A 17,166-nucleotide genomic window follows, 5' to 3' on the forward strand; every position below is an offset into this window, starting at 1 on the left:
CTAACGGTACTCCGAATCCCAAAGTGAGAGTGATGGGTTGTGCGGGAATTGTCCTGGCGGTGGTTCACCCATACGGGATCGATCGACGCCTATCTCCTCTATATACAGTACCAGAGTTCGGAGAACGCGCCGGGGGAGGAGGGGAAAGATCCGCCGGCTTCGGGAAGCGAGGAAGCGGAGGCCAAAGTATGAACGTCCAGGTGGAAGGCATCGTGCTGCGGGGAGTGGACTATGGGGAAACCCATCGGATCGTGACATTGCTGACGCCGGAGATCGGGAAGGTCGGGGCCATGGCCCGTGGAGCCAAACGGCCTCAGAGCCGCCTGCGCGCCTTGGTGCAGCCCTTGGTGCGGGGGACATTCTCCCTGGCCTATCGGGGGCAGGGCATGGCGATCATTCGCCAGGGCCAGTGGTTGGAGGGGTACCGGGCGATCCAGGAGGATCTTTGGAAGCACGCCTACGCCGGGTATGCGGCGGAGCTGGTCGATCGGTTTGTGGAGGAGGCGACCCCGGACCCCGGAGTTTATGAGTTTTTCCGCCAGTGGCTGGAAGCGCTGGCCGCGGGGAAAGATGCGGAAATTCTCACTCGCTTGTTTGAGTTGCACGTATGCGAGTGGGCGGGGGTGCGCCCGGTGCTCGATCGTTGCGCCGGATGCGGCGCGGCGGTGGGATACGTCCGGATGTTTGATTTGTCCGGCGGCGGGCCTCTCTGCGACCGGTGTTTCGACCTGCGCCGCGGCATTCCCATTCGCCCCCAGACTTACGCAGTGATGCGCGCCTTGCAGTCGGTGCCCGTAAACCGCCTGGGGGATATACGGGTGGGTCCCGATACCCGCCGGGAATTGGCCAACCTGGTCGGGGCGTATTTGGAACATCACACCGGGGCTCGCCTGCGGGGCCGGGAGTATATTCGCAAGCTGCGGGAATACGCCTGGCCGGGTCCGCTTGACGGGGCCGGAGGGGATTTGGTATGATTCGGTCCGACAAGGACCAAGAACGGGCGAAGAAGGGTCAATAGTACCCGGGGGCACTGACCCCAAGCGAGCTGGGATGGGTGGGAGCCCGGCGGAAGTCCCGGGGAAACGGCAGCCTGGAGCCTGGGTGGAAAAGAGGGTTCGCACCGGGGGTGCGGATCAAGTAGGGTGGAACCGCGGGAGAACCATCTCTCGTCCCTATGGGGCGGGGATGGTTTTATTTGTTTGCAGAGGTTTTGACAGGATGTTTTAAAGGAGGCGTAACGCGGAGGATGGCCATGACCTTTCAAGAGATGATTCTGCGGCTGCAAGAGTTTTGGGCGGGCCGGGGCTGCGTGCTGGCCCAGCCCTACGATGTGGAAAAGGGAGCCGGGACGATGAACCCCATGACCTTTCTGCGGGTGCTCGGCCCCGACCCGTGGCGGGTGGCCTACGTGGAACCTTCCCGGCGCCCGGCGGACGGGCGGTACGGCGAGAATCCAAACCGATTGTACCAGCACCATCAGTATCAGGTGATTCTCAAACCCTCGCCCGAGGACGTCCTCGAGCTGTATCTGGAAAGCTTGCGCAGGTTGGACATCGACCCGGAGGAACACGATATCCGGTTTGTGGAGGACAACTGGGAATCGCCGACTCTGGGGGCCTGGGGGTTGGGTTGGGAGGTGTGGCTGGACGGCATGGAGATCACGCAGTTCACGTATTTTCAGCAGGTGGGGGGATTGGACGTCCGGCCCGTGGCGGCGGAGATCACCTACGGGCTGGAGAGGCTCGCCTCCTACATCCAGCAGTGTGACAACGTGTTCGACCTGGTCTGGGTGGAGGGCGTGACTTACCGGGACGTGTTTTTGCGGGGGGAGTACGAGCACTCGAAATACAGCTTCGAGGTTTCCGATGCCGAGCAGCTCTTTGAATGGTTTTCCTCCTATGAGCGGGAAGCCCGGCGTGCCCTGGAGGCGGGGCTGGCCCTTCCGGCTTACGATTATGTGTTGAAGTGTTCCCATACGTTCAATCTTCTCGAGGCTCGGGGAGCCATCAGCGTATCCGAGCGGACAGCCTTTATCGGCCGGGTGCGCCAGTTGGCTCGCCTGTGCGCGGAAGCCTATGTCGGAGAAGGGGGGCGGGAGTGATGGCGGCACCCTTTCTGTTGGAAATCGGCGTGGAAGAGTTGCCGGCCCGGTTTGTCCCTGAAGCCCTGGACCAACTCCGGGTGAAAATGTCTGAGTGGTTGGAGGCGCAAGGCCTCGCCCATGGTGCATTACAGGTTTACGGCACCCCCCGCCGCCTGACGCTGTACGCGGCGGATCTGGCCGAAAGACAGGAAGATCGGGAATTCCAGGTTCGGGGGCCGTCCCTGAAGGCGGCGAAAGGACCAGATGGCCGCTGGACCAAGGCGGCGGAAGGGTTTGCCCGAAGTCAGGGAGTGGCCGTGGACGATCTGGTGGAGCGGGGGACGCCCCAGGGCGTGTACGTTTACGCGCTGAAGCGAGAAGCCGGCCTTCGGACCCCGGAGCTTCTTGCCGGCTATATCCCGGAACTTGTCCTCGGCCTCTCGTTCCCGAAAACGATGCGTTGGGGGACAGGGGATGTCCGGTTTGCCCGGCCCATTCGCTGGTTGGTCGCCCTATACGGGGAGGAGATCGTGCCGGCGGAGGTGGCCGGCGTGAAAACCGGCCGCACCAGCCGGGGGCACAGAACCCTTCATCCCGGGCAGGTGGAGATTCCCCGGGCGGAGGCATACGTCGATGTGCTGGACGCGGCCTTTGTGATGGTGGATGTGGCGCGGAGAAAAGAGGTGATCGTCGATCAGGTTCGCCGGGCGGCGGCAGAGATCGGAGGCCAGGCGGTGATCGACGAGGAGCTGCTGGAGGAAGTGGTGCATTTGGTGGAATGGCCGACGGCTTTCGCCGGGGCCTTTGATCGGGACTTTCTCCAGGTGCCGCCGGAAGTCATCATGCTGACGATGAAAGAAAACCAGCGGTATTTTCCCGTGGTGGACGGGGACGGCGGTCTCATTCCCGGATTCGTGGGGGTGCGAAACGGTGGAGACCACCGGCTGGACGTGGTCAGGGCGGGGAACGAAAAGGTCCTGCGGGCGCGATTGGCGGATGCAAAGTTTTTTTACGACGAAGACAGGAAAATCGCCCCGATTCGAGCGATGGAGCGGTTGCGGCACATCGTTTTCCAAGAGGGCGCCGGCACAATGTACGACAAGGTGGAACGGGTGCGCCGGGTGGGCCTGGAGTTGGCGGACAGGCTCGGTTTGGCTCCCCGGGAAGTGGAGACGATGGAGGCGGCGGGCAGGATCCTGAAATTCGACCTGGCCACCCACATGGTGTATGAGTTCCCGGAGCTAGAAGGGGTCATGGGGCGTTATTATGCCCTGGAAGCCGGGGAGGGACCGGAGGCGGCCGAGGCGATCCTGGAGCATCACCGTCCGCGGTTCCCGGGGGACGAGTTGCCCGGCAGTCCGGCGGGCACGGTGTTGGCTGTGGCAGACAAAGCGGATACCCTGTGCGCCTCCTTCTACGCCGGCATTCGGCCCACGGGCTCCGAGGATCCCTACGGACTGCGCAGGAACGCCCTGGGGCTGCTCCAGATTTTGCGCTATCTGGAGATCCCCATCACCTTGGGCGAAATCTTCGATCTCGCCGAGGCGGCTTTGCGCGCCAGCGGGTTTCAGGACGGCGGGACGTGGCGGGCGGATTTGGACAGTTTTGTCACGACCCGGCTCCGCACTTGGCTGTTGGAGGAAGGCCGGCGGCACGACTTGGTGGATGCGATTCTCCATCGAGCCGATGAGCCCCTTGCTGTCCTGATCGGGCGGGTGCGATTTTATGAAGGCCTGGCTGACGAAGGCCACCCCGGACTCTACGAGACCGCCGAAGCCGCCAAGCGGGTGCACAATCTCGCGAAAAAGGGTGAAGGCCTCGCCGGGGAGCCGGACCCGGGTCGGTTCCAGGACGATGCGGAACGGGCCCTCCACGAAGCCTCCCGGCTGGCGCGCCGGGAGTTGCAAGCGGCCCGGGCTGCGGGGGACGAAAAGAGGGCTCTTGACGCCGTGGGCCACCTGAATCGGGCCGTGCACCCGTTCTTTGATCGGGTGATGGTGCTGGTGGAGGACGAGGAGATTCGAGAGAATCGATTGCGCCTCCTGCGGGATGTGGCGGACGTTTACAATCTGTTGCTCGACTGGAGGCAAGTGGTACTGCCGTAAAATCGGTGTGCCATCTTTGACCACCCTCCCTTGCGGAAAGGAGGGTGGTCAATTAGTATATACGATATACGGCATAATAGCCAAAAAGTATAACACATTGACCGACACCCCTTTCCACATGCAGCGTGATCATTCGGGCCGGGGGTGGTGAGGAACCATCGAATTGACCAAGCGGCAAGAGCAGATTCTTGAAATCGTACGCCGAGAGGGACCGATTACCGGGGAACGAATCGCCGAACGGTTACATCTGACCCGGGCGACCCTTCGACCGGATTTGACCGTGCTGACCATGGCCGGGTTTCTGGACGCCCGCCCCCGGGTGGGGTATTTTTACGTCGGCAAGCCCATGGGGGAAGTGATTGCCGACCAGCTTCGCAAAATGAAGGTCAAGGACTACAAGTCGGTCCCGGTGGTGGTCAGCGAGGGCACTTCGGTGTACGACGCCATTGTGACGATGTTTTTGGAGGACGTGGGGACGCTTTTTGTGGTTCGGGATCAGGCGGTCCTGGCAGGTGTGGTGTCCCGGAAAGACTTGCTGAAAGTGGCGATTGGCGCCCAGGATGTTCGGGAAGTGCCGGTGGGCTTGGCGATGACCCGGATGCCCAATATCATCGTGGTGACGCCGGAGGAGAACGTTTACGAGGCCGCGACGAAGCTGATCGATTATCAGATCGACGCATTGCCGGTCGTCCGGGTCATGGATGCCCACAACAAACAACTTGAAGTGGTCGGCCGCTTTACCAAGACGACGATCGCCCGAATCTTCGTCGAGTTGGGATCGGGCCGGGACATCTGAGGAGGGGATCCGGAGCTTTATGCGGCGCATTGTCTACGTGGTTTCCGATTCGGTCGGCGAGACGGCGGAATTCGTCGTGCGGGCGGCCGCCAGTCAGTTCGACGGAGGGAGGGTGGATGTACACCGAATTTCCTTTGTCGACGATGTATCCACGCTCCGGGAGGTGGTGGAGTCCGCCCGGGAGGACGGGGCGCTGATCGCCTTTACACTGATTCTTCCGGAGTTGCGCCGGGAGATCGCTCGGCTGGCGGAGGAGGGCGGGGTGATCGCTGTCGACATCATGGGGCCGATGATGGATGCCTTCGGAAAGGCCTTTGGCACGCCCCCGAAGCTTCGCCCGGGCTTGGTGCATCAGCTGGACGAGGAGTACTTTCGCCGGGTGGAGGCGGTGGAGTTCGCGGTCAAATACGACGATGGCCGGGATCCCCGGGGGCTGGTGCGGGCCGATGTGATCTTAATCGGCGTGTCCAGGACGTCGAAGACGCCCCTGAGCATGTATTTGGCGCACCGGCGGTTAAAGGTGGCCAATGTCCCGCTGGTTCCTGAGGTGGATCCGCCTGAGGAACTGTTTACCCTCCCGGCCAAAAAGATCATCGGTTTGACGATCCACCCGGAGGAACTCAACAAGATCCGGACTGAACGCCTGCGGTCCTTGGGATTGACGGCCCAGGCCAATTACGCGACTCTGGAGCGAATTCTGGTTGAACTGGATTATGCCGAAGGGATCATGAAAAAAATCGGCTGTCCCATTATCGACGTCAGCAGTAAGGCGGTAGAAGAGACGGCCAGTATCGTGCTCGACATTCTGAAGCGGGGGGGAACCCGGGTATGACACAGGTGAAGCAGATTTACGCCTTTGATGAGGGCAACGCCGGGATGCGGGATTTGCTGGGGGGAAAAGGTGCAGGATTGGCGGAGATGACCCGGGCCGGGCTGCCGGTCCCCGAGGGTTTCACCATCACCACAGCGGCGTGCCGGGCGTATTTTGCCGCCGGGGGCGAGTGGCCCGAGGGGCTGCTCGACGCCCTGGATGAGGCTGTGTCGCAATTGGAGGAGCGCACGGGGCTGAAGCTGGGGGATCCCGATCGGCCGCTGCTGGTGTCTGTCCGCTCCGGGGCCGTGTTCTCTATGCCGGGGATGATGGATACGATTCTAAATCTGGGACTCAATGATGACACCGTTTTGGGGTTGGCCCGGCGGACGGGGCAGGATCGGTTTGCCTGGGATTGCTATCGCCGTTTTATCCAAATGTACGGGGACGTGGTGCTCGGGGTGGACCACTACGCCTTCGAACAGATCATCGACGAGCAGAAGGCCGCCCGGGGAGTGCGATTGGACACCGAACTTTCGGCCGAGGATTGGAAAAACGTGGTTGAAGAGTATAAACAGTTGGTGGAAAAGGAGACCAAGCGACCCTTTCCCCAGAATCCGAGAGAGCAGTTGCTGGGGGCGGTGCGGGCGGTGTTTTCGTCCTGGAACAATCAGCGGGCGGTGGTGTACCGCAAAATCCACGGGATTCCGGAAGATCTCGGCACGGCGGTGAATATCCAGCGCATGGTGTTCGGCAATCTCGGAGACGATTCGGGCACCGGGGTGGTGTTCACCCGGAATCCTGCCACCGGGGAGGCGAAGCTGTACGGGGAGTTTCTGTTAAATGCCCAAGGAGAAGATGTGGTGGCCGGGATTCGCACCCCTTCGCCCATCGCCCAGCTGGAAGAAACAATGCCCGAAGTTTACCGCCAGCTCCTGGATGTCGCCCGGAAGTTGGAGCGCCATTATCGGGACGTGCAGGACATCGAGTTTACGGTGGAGCGGGGACGGCTGTTTTTGCTCCAGACCCGGGCGGCAAAACGCACCGCCCAGGCCGCGGTGAAGGCGGCGGTGGATCTTGCCAAAGAGGGAATTATCGACCGCGTGGAAGCGATTCGCCGGGTGGATCCGGACAGTTTGACCCAGCTGCTGCACCGGCGGATTGACGAGGCGGCCGATCTGGATCGGCTGGCGAAAGGGTTGCCCGCTTCCCCGGGGGCGGCCAGCGGCCGGGTGGTGTTCGATGCCGATGAGGCGGTTCGGAGGGCCAACGAGGGAGAAGCGGTGATTCTCGTCCGGTCGGAGACCACGCCGGAAGACATCCACGGCATCGTGGCCAGTCAAGGCGTCTTGACGTCCCGGGGCGGGATGACCAGCCACGCCGCCGTGGTGGCCCGGGGTATGGGCAAAGCTTGCGTGTGTGGGTGCGAATCGGTGCGGATCGATTTTCGCAAGCGGGAATTCCTCGTGGAGGACGGTCGGACCATCCGGGAAGGGGACGTCATCACCATCGATGGCGGAACGGGACAGGTGTACCTCGGGGCGGCTCCCTTGGTGGCCCCGGTGTTGTCGCCGGAGTTTCAGGAGTTGTTGGCCTGGGGAGATGAGGTGCGGAAACTGTCGGTCTTGGCCAACGCGGACAATCCGGAAGATGCGGCCAAAGCCCGGGAGTTTGGCGCCCAGGGTATCGGCTTGTGCCGGACGGAGCACATGTTTTTGGGGCCCGATCGGGTCTCGATCGTTCAGCGGATGATTCTGGCGGAAGACGAGGAGGAGCGGGGGCGAGCCCTGGAGGAATTGCTCCCCTTGCAACGGCAAGATTTTGTCGGGATTCTCCGGGCCATGGCCGGGCTGCCGGTGACGGTGCGCCTGCTCGATCCGCCCCTTCACGAGTTTCTCCCCAACCTCGAAGACCTGTTGGTGGAGGTCACGCAGCTGAGGGAGCGGGGCGACGACCCGGACCGCCTGCGGGAGCGGGAACGTTTGTTGCGCAAAGTCCGGGTGTTGCACGAAGCCAATCCGATGCTGGGTCATCGGGGCTGCCGGCTCGGCATCACCTTCCCGGAAGTGTATCGCGTGCAGGTCCGGGCGCTCTATGAGGCGGCGGCTGAGCTGGCGGCCGGGGGTGTGTCCGTGAAGCCGGAAGTCATGATCCCCCTCGTCGGGCATCACCGGGAGCTGGAGATCCTTCGGGCCCAGGTGATTGAGGAGGCGGAGCGGGTTCTTCAGGAGAAGGGCGTGGAGTTGCCCATTAAAGTCGGCACCATGATCGAGGTGCCCCGGGCCGCCCTGACCGCCGGGGAGATCGCCGCCCAGGCCGACTTTTTCTCCTTTGGCACCAACGATTTGACCCAGATGACCTTCGGGTTCAGCCGCGACGACGCCGAGGGAAAGTTTCTCCACGCCTATGTTCAAGGGGGAATTCTCGACGCCGACCCCTTTATGGTGCTGGATGAGCCGGGGGTGGGCAGGTTGATTCGCTGGGCCGTGCAGGAGGGGCGCACGGCGAATCCTGAGCTCAAGGTGGGGATCTGCGGCGAACACGGCGGCGATCCTCGTTCGATCACTTTTTGCCACAACGTGGGCTTGGATTATGTCAGTTGTTCCCCTTACCGGGTGCCCGTCGCGCGATTGGCCGCCGCCCGGGCCGCCCTGGGATAGTGCTGTGGGGGGGGAATGATCTTTCGACACAGGGGCCGGTGGACTCGGGTGATGTCGATGTGCTTGTCTACGTGTGTCGAAAGTGAATTTTTTGTGGCTGACTCCCGCCGATCGATCCGGCGGGAGGATTTTTTGAGGAAAAGACGTAAATATGTAGAGCGGGCCTTTACAGCTTTCAGGGGTTTTTGACGGTTTCGCTGGAAATTCGTCGAATCTGCTGTCGGACTGTCGCCGGGGCAGGAATTTGGAGTGGATTGTAGAATACTTTATCTACGTTGGAATTTTAAACGGTGGTGATGAGCTGCAGGAGTTTGTCGAGTAGTGTCGAATTGACGTATTGTTCCTGTCTCTCGGGCGAGGAGGGACATCGTGGCCAGGCGGATTCCGGAAGATCTCATTGATCGTGTGCGGCAAAGTGTGGACATTATCGACGTCATCGGTGAATATGTACACCTCAGGAGGGTTGGGCGCTCGTACGTGGGCCTGTGCCCGTTTCATTCCGAACGGACGCCGTCTTTTACCGTCTCGCGGGAGAAGCAAGTGTATCACTGTTTTGGCTGTCAGGCAGGCGGCACTGTTATTCATTTTCTCATGGCGATCGACGGCATTGCGTTCCAGGAGGCCGTCCGGAAGCTCGCAGCCCGGTCGGGGATCCCGGTCCCGGATGTCCAAGAGGACGAAGAAGAATCGGGGTACGCCGAGAAACGGCGGGATGCACTCAGGGCCTACGAGCTCGCCGCCAAGTGGTATCAACATCTGCTGTTGAATACGGTCTACGGGAGGCCGGGTCGAACATATCTTGAAAAACGACACATCTCCACTACCACCGCCCACGATTTTCAGCTGGGGCTCGCACCTGCGTCCCGGGATTCGCTGATGGCGTTTCTCGAGAGACGGGGGCTCGACCCGGTCCTTTTAATGGAGATCGGGTTGGGGGCGACGGGGGAACACGGCAGATACGATCGGTTCCGGAACCGTTTGATGTTTCCCATCTGGGACGGACAAGGCCGCGTCGTGGCGTTCGGCGGCCGGGTTCTCGGCAGGGGGGAGCCGAAGTATCTGAACTCTCCTGAAACGCCGCTTTTTCACAAGGGTCGCCATCTCTATCCGTGGCACAAGGCGCGATCGGCCCTCCGGAAGACTCGCCGAGCGTTTCTCCTGGAAGGCTATATGGATGTGGTGGCCATGCACCAGGCCGGCTTTACGGCGGCGGTGGCCTCCCTTGGGACGGCACTGACCGAAGAACAGGCCAGCATGTTGAAGCACAACGTCGATGAAGTCATTGTGGTCTACGACGGCGATGACGCCGGTCGGCGCGCAGCCGTACGGGCGGGACTCCTCTTGCAACGCGTGGGGGTGACAGCCAAAGCCGTTCGCCTTCCCCCAGGGATGGACCCCGACGACCTTCTCAGGGAGAAGGGACCGGAGGCCATGAAGCGGGTGCTGGAACAAGAGACCATGAGTTTGACGGCGTTTCGATTGGCGGACCTCCGGGACCGGCGGGCGCTTTCCAACGTCGAGGATCGGGTATCCTTCTTGCAAGAAGCCTTGAATGTCCTGGCGGACGAAGAATCGGCTGTGGAAGCGGAAACCCATCTGCAGAGTCTGGCAAGTGAGTTTCATATATCCCTCGAGGCGTTAAGGCACGATCTAGATGAAGCGAGACAAAGACAGACCTTGACGAGGGATAAGCATGGCAACAAGTGGAATACTAATATAGATCCCACCACAGGACCGCAGATGAACCATTATCCGCCTCACGTTGCGGCGGAACGCCAGATGCTCACCTCTATGTTACTCGATCCGGGGGCTGCCAGACAAGTTGAAGAGGTGGTGGCTGACGAATTTTGTGTTGAAAGCCACGCCGTACTGGCCGCCCATCTGTACCGGTATTACGGAGATGGAGGGACAGCGGATCCCACCGCCTTTTTGGAAACGGTGGACGATCCCGCCGTGCGCTCGGTGGTGACTTCTCTGATTATGGAACATGAACGCCGCCGAGATCAAGGCCGGGCGGGGTGGAGTTTAGAGGATTGCTTCGCAACGTGGCGGATGGCCCGATACGAAGACGCATTGCGGCAGGTCCGGGAATCTTTCGATGAGGCCGCCCGGGCCGGTCGGTTTGAAGAGATGTATCGACTTCAAGAACAGATGAAAAGCCTCCGGGAGGAGATCGACGCGTTGAAGAACCACCAGGGCGTTTTTTCGCAGTCCCGTATGGAAGGAGGGATTCGGTGATGACGGAGCCGGGCGATGACAACAAGGAGCGGCAGCCCGAGGAATCCCTTGAGCAGGTCAAACAACAACTCGTGGAGACGGGTCGCAAGCGCGGGGCTCTGACGTACCACGAGATTATGGATAGATTGGCTCCTTTTGAGCAAGATCCAGATCAGATGGACGAGTTTTTCGATTATCTGTCGGAACAGGGGATCGAGGTTCTCAATGAGAACGAAGAAGATCTTGTCCTGGAAGAGGACAACGAACATCCGGCAGAAGAAGAGGATCACGAGGAATACGACCTGGAAGATCTCAGCGTTCCCCCCGGCGTCAAGATCAACGACCCCGTCCGGATGTATTTGAAAGAGATCGGCCGGGTTCCCCTCCTTTCGGCGGAAGAGGAGATCGAGCTGGCCAAGCGGATTGAGCAAGGGGATGAAGAGGCGAAGGCGGCGCTTATCAAGGCCAATCTGCGGCTGGTGGTCAGCATCGCGAAACGGTATGTCGGACGCGGGATGTTGTTTCTGGATCTCATCCAGGAAGGCAACCTCGGACTGATCAAAGCTGTGGAGAAATTCGACTTTCGCAAGGGGTTCAAGTTCAGCACCTATGCGACGTGGTGGATCCGTCAGGCGATCACCCGAGCCATCGCCGATCAAGCGCGAACCATCCGGATTCCGGTTCACATGGTGGAGACGATTAACAAACTGATCCGGGTATCCCGGCAATTGTTGCAGGAGTTGGGGCGGGATCCCACTCCCGAGGAGATCGCCGAGGAGATGGATATGAGCCCGGACAAAGTGCGGGAGATTATGAAGATTGCCCAAGAGCCGGTTTCCCTGGAAACGCCCATCGGCGAGGAGGACGACTCCCATTTGGGGGATTTTATCCCGGACGATGACGCGTTGGCGCCGGCCGACGCCGCGGCCTACGAGTTGCTCAAAGAGCAACTGGAGGACGTGTTGGATACCCTGACGGAGCGGGAAGAGAATGTGTTGCGTTTGCGCTTCGGTTTGGACGACGGCCGCACCCGGACCCTGGAAGAGGTCGGGAAGGTGTTCGGCGTCACCCGGGAGAGGATTCGCCAGATCGAGGCCAAGGCCCTGCGCAAACTGCGCCATCCCAGCCGGAGCAAGCGGCTGAAAGATTTTCTGGAGTAAAAAGGAAGATCCCGATGCAAGACATCCGCGAGCGGGCGGGTGTCGTTTTTTTTTGTCGGTGGACCGAGAACTCTGGATTGCGGAAATTCCCCCGCCGATCGTATAATAAAATTGAACGAACGCTCAGTCGGACGGGGAGGGGATAGCGGGTGGATTTTGACCTGACGACGGAACAACGGATGATTCGCGACGCAGTACGGGATTTTGCAGAAGGGGAAGTGGCGCCGAAGGCGGCAGAGGTGGACCGAACCGGGCGCTTCCCTATTGAGACGTTCAAAAAGATGGGCGAACTTGGCTTTCTCGGCATTCCGTTCCCCGAGGAATACGGCGGTGCGGGAGGTGACACGGTGAGTTATGCCCTCGCCGTCGAGGAGATTGGCCGGGCCTGTGCGAGTACGGGCCTCAGTTACGCCGCCCATATCTCGCTTGGGTCGTATCCGATTTACGCCTTTGGGACCGAGGCCCAGAAAAGGGAGTATCTCGTTCCTCTCGCACAAGGAGAGGGCCTGGGGGCCTTTGGCCTGACGGAACCGGGGGCAGGTTCGGACGCGTCGGGAACCCGGACGACGGCGGTGCTTGAGGACGGATTTTGGCGGTTGAATGGGTCGAAGAATTTTATCACCAATGCGGGGTATGCCCGGAGTGTGGTGGTGACCGCGGTCACGGATCGGGAGAAGGGCGCCAAGGGGATCAGCGCTTTTATCGTGCCCACGGATAACCCCGGGTTTCGAGTGACCACCACCTACGAGAAACTGGGGCTCCGTGGTTCCAATACCGTCGAATTCGTTCTCGACGAGACCGTGATTCCCGAAGATCATCTTCTCGGGGCCGTGGGTGAAGGGTATAAGCAGTTTTTGATCACTCTGGACGGCGGGCGAATCAGCATCGGGGCCCTGTCGGTGGGGATCGCCCGGGCGGCGTACGAAGCGGCTCTGTCCTACGCCAAGGAACGGGTCCAATTCGGCCGGAGCATTTCGAAATTCCAGGCCATTCAGTTTAAGTTGGCCGATATGGCGATGCACATTGAGATGGCCCGGACCATGGTGCTCAAAGCGGCCTGGCTGAAAGATCAAGGCCGGCCATTCAAAAAAGAGGCGGCCATGGCGAAATTGTTCGCCTCGGAAATGGCCATGCGGACTTGTGACCAAGCGATCCAGATCCACGGCGGGTACGGATATATGAAAGACTATCCGGTGGAGCGATATTTTCGAGATGTCAAATTGATGGAGATCGGAGAAGGCACCTCGGAAATTCAGCGACTGGTTATTGCCCGGGAAATCGGATGTTGATCCGAGTGGATGATATAATGATAGCGGAGTCCGGGGGAATACCTTTTCCTCCGGCCTGCTGATTTACGAAAAATCTGAAAGGAGACAGGCCATGTTGGACCAAGATCGCCCGAAGATAATCCAAGACAGTCGCAAAATTGCACCTCCAGCTACTTATGTGCCAAAATCCTACGTCCAAGGGGAAGAGGCGTATCGGTCTCTCTACCGGGAGTCGGTAGAATACCCGGAGTCCTTCTGGGCGGCAGTGGCCTCGGAACTGACCTGGATCAAGCCCTGGGAAACGGTGATGGAAGGAGATTTTCCTGACTTTTCCTTTTTCCGCGGCGGATATTTGAATGTCAGTGAAAACTGTGTGGACCGGCACGCCCTGGGTTTTCGGCGCAATAAAGTCGCAATTTTTTGGGAGGGGGAAAACGGAGAACGGAGAATCATCACCTACCTTCGCTTGCACGAGAAAGTCCAAAAATTTGCTAATGTCCTCAAAAAGTGTGGGATTCAAAAAGGGGATGTGGTCAGCGTTTACATGCAGAATCTCCCGGAAACCTTTGTGGCTTTGCTTGCGATTCTGCGGATCGGGGCTGTTTATAACACGGTGTTCGCCGGGTTTTCTCCCGAGGCCCTCCGGGAGCGGGTGGTGGACTCAAAGGCGAAGATGGTGGTCTGCGCCAACCGCAGCTATCGCCGGGGCCGCCCCATTCCCTTGAAGGAAAATGTCGATCGGGCGCTGGAAGGGGTCGACACGGTGAAAACGGTGATCGTGTACCGGCGCTCCGACGAGCAGGTGCCCATGACTCCCGGGCGGGATTATGATTGGCACGAACTGATGGCGGAAGCGGAGCCCATCTGCCCGGTGGAGCCCATGGAAGCCAATGAGCCGGGTCTCTTGATCTACACAAGCGGTACCAGCGGGAAACCGAAGGGGATCGTGCACGCCGGGGGCGGGTTCCTGGTGGGGACCTACGCTTACACAAAATATCAACTGGACCTCCGGGACGAGGATGTGTACTGGAACACCGCTGACATCGGCTGGTTGACTTCGCATATTTTCGTCCTGGTCGGCGGGCTGGCCCTCGGGGTGACCACGGTGTTGTACGAAGGGGCGCTGGATTATCCCCACCCCGGGCGATTGTACGAGATGGTGGAGCGGTACCGGGTCAATAAACTGTTTTCGGCGCCGACGGCTTATCGGATGTTGGTGAAAAATGGCGAGGAACTGGCTCGGCGGTACCGACTGTCGACGCTGGAGTTGTTTGCTTCGGTGGGAGAGCCGCTCAATCCCGAAGCTTGGGAATGGGTGTATCGCGTGCTGGGTGGCGGGCGCGCGGTTATCAACAACACCTGGGGCCAGACGGAAACGGGGGGGACCCCTCTGGCCGGGGCGCCGGGAGCGGTGGAGATGAAACCCGGCTCCTGCGGAGTGCCATTTTATGGACATTCCTTGGATGTGGTGGACGGGGACGGAAATCCGGTGCCGGACGGCACCCCGGGGTTCCTGGTGATCCGCAAGCCGTTCCCGAGCCTGGCCCGGGATATTTTCGGCAATCGGCAACGGTACGTGGATACGTATTTCAACGTGATGCCCGGCGTGTATTTCACCGGTGACAGCGCCATTCGGGACGAAGATGGGCATTTCTGGGTGTTGGGGCGGGTGGATGATGTGATCAACGTCAGCGGCCACCGGATCAGCACCATGGAGATGGAAAGCGCCCTCATCACTCATCCGAAAGTGGTGGAGGCGGCGGTGGTGGGCCGGCCGGACCCGGTCAAAGGGGCGGTCCCGGTGGCCTTTGTCATCCTGGAGGCCGGAGCTGAGCGGGGGCCGGATCTGGAGAAGGAATTGGAGCAGTGGGTGGCGGATGAGATCGGATCCTTTGCCCGACCGGCCCAGGTGTATATCGTGGAGACTATGCCGCGAACCCGTTCCGGGAAGATCATTCGCCGCATGTTGCGGGAGTTGATCCAAGAAGGGAAGGTCCAGGGAGACACCACCGGGCTGGAGGATTTTGATGCGGTGGAACGGATTCTGGAGAATTTGCGCGGCCGAACGGGGTTTTAGTATGATGGGGGCGGACGGCTCTTCGTGAGGGGGCTGAGTGCGCGGTGCTCTTGGGTCTGAAGTCCTGATTGAGGTTTGGATTGTCCGGCCACACCGGCGGTAAGGTTCAAGGAGATGATGGGCGATTCGTTATGGTCCAAGACTGGAAAAGGTGGAGCAGATGGTTCCAGAGTGCCGCGTTGTGGCCGATATCGGGAGTGATCACGGTATGCTCGCCTGCCGCTTGATTGAAACCGGGAGGGCTCGACGGGTGATCGCTGTGGAAAAGCGGTCAGGCCCGTACGCGAGAACGCGCGCTTGCGTCCGAGCCCGTCTGGGTGAAGATGCCCCGGTGTCGGTGAGGCTCGGTGACGGTCTGGACCCTTTGGAGCCTGGCGAGGTGGAAGTCGTGGTGTTGGCGGGGATGGGGGGTCTCACGATCATCGATATCCTCCGCCGGGGCATGGACAAGCTAGGGCCGAATACCTTGGTGGTGGCCCAGCCGATGAAACATGCGGACGCTCTTCGGCGGTGGTGGCAGGAATCTGGATGGCGGGTGACAGAGGACGGGCAGGTTGAAGACCGGGGGCGGCGGTATGAAGTCATGGCGGCGATGAAACCGGATGCCCCCGGCGAGTCGTTCTTCCGTTCTTTTCGTTGCAGAGCCGAATCCCGGTGAACGAAGCGCCCGGAGACGTACAGGAGGTTTAGCAATGGTCAAAGTCGGAGATATCGTCGCGTGGATGGACGAGTGGGCCCGACCGGCACTGGCCATTGACGGCGATCCAGTGGGGCTGCAGCTCGGGGATCCCGCGAAACCGGTGACAAAGGTTTTGGCAACCCTGGAATTGACCCCGGCCGTGGCGGAGGAGGCGGTGGCCCGGGGAGTGGAGCTCGTGGTCTCTCATCACGCCGTTCTTTATCGCCCTGCGGATCGCATTCGGGAAGACGACCCCGCAGGCCGGATGTTACGCCGGCTGATTCAAGCCGACGTTGCGGTGTACAATGCCCATACCAACCTCGATGTAGTGCCAGGCGGCGTGAACGATCAACTGGTGGAGCGTCTGGGGCTCTTGGACGTCGAGGTGCTTGCTCCCACGCGGCACGAGCGCATGTTCAAGCTGGCCGTTTTCGTGCCCGTGGATCACCACCGCCGGGTGCTCGATGCCGTCTGCTCGGCAGGGGCGGGGTGGATTGGAGGTTACAGTTCGTGTACGTTTAACATTCCCGGTAAGGGGACGTTTAAGCCGGAGGAAGGCGCGAATCCGTACATAGGATCGGTGGGGAAGCTGGAAGAGGTAGACGAAATCCGCTTGGAAACGGTGGTTCCCGCCGACCGACTGAATGCGGTGGTGGACGCCATGTTGGCTGCCCATGCCTACGAGGAGGTGGCTTATGATGTCTACCCTTTGGAGCAACCCGCCAAAACCTTCGGGATTGGGCGCATCGGCACTTTGGCACAGCCCATGGCCTTGAAAGAGTTGGCCATATTCATCAAAGAGCGGCTGGATGCGCCCGGGGTGCGGTTTTGCGGGGAGGGAACGAAACGCGTTTCTCGCTTGGCCGTCCTCGGTGGGTCGGGTATGGGGTGGGCTGAGGAGGCGAGGAAGAAGGGGGCTGACGCTTTTCTAACCGGAGACGTCAAACATCACGACGCCCTGGATGCCTTGGCGGCGGGTTTGCCCGTTATCGACGCCGGGCACTACAGCACCGAACGGTGGATCGTTCCCGTGATCGTCGCCTATCTACAGGCGAGGGCCGCAGCCCTCGGGACTCTCCTGGAGGTATTTCCGAGCGACCGCATTCGGGAGCCGTTTGCTTTTGTGTGATACAGTCCCCCGTGTCATGGAGAGTTCATTTGGGTCATAGGATGGGTTCAGGAGGCTTCGGCGACAGGAGGACCGATCGACCATGGCGCGGGGCATGTTGGCATGGGGGATTGATGGAGCGGCGGCTGTGCTGTTTGCCATTGGGATGACCTGCATTCACGCGATGATGGCCTTTGAGCAA

At 60.5% G+C, this 17,166-nt stretch carries 13 protein-coding genes; all 13 read left to right on the forward strand.

The window, feature by feature from the left end:
- Positions 1 to 39 precede the first annotated feature (39 nt).
- The 13 genes from BTUS_RS17845 to BTUS_RS03975 all read left to right on the forward strand — a co-directional run bounded on the left by BTUS_RS17845 (position 40) and on the right by BTUS_RS03975 (position 16,985).
- Positions 40 to 192, forward strand: a complete 153-nt coding sequence (locus BTUS_RS17845) for a YqzL family protein (protein WP_123809386.1) — start codon at positions 40 to 42, stop codon at positions 190 to 192.
- A complete protein-coding gene (gene recO / locus BTUS_RS18315; protein WP_013074827.1) occupies positions 189 to 974 on the forward strand; it encodes a DNA repair protein RecO in 786 nt (261 codons plus the stop codon). The genes BTUS_RS17845 and recO overlap by 4 nt, the downstream gene beginning before the upstream one ends.
- Positions 975 to 1,252: 278 nt before the next feature.
- Positions 1,253 to 2,101: a glycine--tRNA ligase subunit alpha gene (glyQ, locus tag BTUS_RS03925; RefSeq protein WP_013074828.1), complete on the forward strand. Its 849-nt coding sequence runs from the start codon at positions 1,253 to 1,255 to the stop codon at positions 2,099 to 2,101.
- The gene (gene glyS / locus BTUS_RS03930; RefSeq protein WP_013074829.1) at positions 2,101 to 4,188 is read left to right on the forward strand and encodes a glycine--tRNA ligase subunit beta; all 2,088 of its coding nucleotides are present in this window, start codon (positions 2,101 to 2,103) and stop codon (positions 4,186 to 4,188) included. The genes glyQ and glyS overlap by 1 nt, the downstream gene beginning before the upstream one ends.
- A gap of 163 nt (positions 4,189 to 4,351) precedes the next feature.
- Complete coding sequence (locus BTUS_RS03935) at positions 4,352 to 4,984, forward strand: helix-turn-helix transcriptional regulator (protein ID WP_013074830.1); 633 nt, start codon at positions 4,352 to 4,354, stop codon at positions 4,982 to 4,984.
- Positions 4,985 to 5,003: 19 nt separating this feature from the next.
- Positions 5,004 to 5,816, forward strand: coding sequence for a pyruvate, water dikinase regulatory protein (locus BTUS_RS03940; protein ID WP_013074831.1), 813 nt, complete (start codon positions 5,004 to 5,006; stop codon positions 5,814 to 5,816).
- On the forward strand, positions 5,813 to 8,455 hold the full coding sequence (gene ppdK, locus BTUS_RS03945; RefSeq protein ID WP_013074832.1) for a pyruvate, phosphate dikinase: 2,643 nt from the start codon (positions 5,813 to 5,815) through the stop codon (positions 8,453 to 8,455). Before BTUS_RS03940 ends, ppdK begins: the two co-directional genes overlap by 4 nt.
- Before the next feature lie 369 nt (positions 8,456 to 8,824).
- Entirely contained in the window at positions 8,825 to 10,693 is a 1,869-nt protein-coding gene (gene dnaG, locus BTUS_RS03950) for a DNA primase (RefSeq protein ID WP_013074833.1), read from the forward strand.
- Positions 10,693 to 11,832 carry an RNA polymerase sigma factor RpoD gene (gene rpoD / locus BTUS_RS03955; RefSeq protein WP_013074834.1) on the forward strand — a complete coding sequence of 380 codons (1,140 nt, stop codon included), beginning with the start codon at positions 10,693 to 10,695 and terminating at the stop codon, positions 11,830 to 11,832. Before dnaG ends, rpoD begins: the two co-directional genes overlap by 1 nt.
- A gap of 149 nt (positions 11,833 to 11,981) precedes the next feature.
- Positions 11,982 to 13,121 (forward strand): acyl-CoA dehydrogenase, encoded by a 1,140-nt coding sequence (locus BTUS_RS03960; RefSeq protein ID WP_013074836.1) that lies wholly within the window; start codon positions 11,982 to 11,984, stop codon positions 13,119 to 13,121.
- Positions 13,122 to 13,212: 91 nt separating this feature from the next.
- Positions 13,213 to 15,177: an acetate--CoA ligase gene (acs, locus tag BTUS_RS03965; RefSeq protein WP_013074837.1), complete on the forward strand. Its 1,965-nt coding sequence runs from the start codon at positions 13,213 to 13,215 to the stop codon at positions 15,175 to 15,177.
- A 142-nt stretch (positions 15,178 to 15,319) separates the two neighbouring features.
- The gene (locus BTUS_RS03970; RefSeq protein WP_280990935.1) at positions 15,320 to 15,835 is read left to right on the forward strand and encodes a class I SAM-dependent methyltransferase; all 516 of its coding nucleotides are present in this window, start codon (positions 15,320 to 15,322) and stop codon (positions 15,833 to 15,835) included.
- Between the two features lie 34 nt (positions 15,836 to 15,869).
- Positions 15,870 to 16,985: a Nif3-like dinuclear metal center hexameric protein gene (locus tag BTUS_RS03975; RefSeq protein ID WP_013074838.1), complete on the forward strand. Its 1,116-nt coding sequence runs from the start codon at positions 15,870 to 15,872 to the stop codon at positions 16,983 to 16,985.
- Positions 16,986 to 17,166 lie beyond the last annotated feature (181 nt).

Origin of the sequence: Kyrpidia tusciae DSM 2912 (genome assembly GCF_000092905.1) — a bacterium.
Taxonomy (GTDB): Bacteria; Bacillota; Bacilli; order Kyrpidiales; family Kyrpidiaceae; genus Kyrpidia; species Kyrpidia tusciae.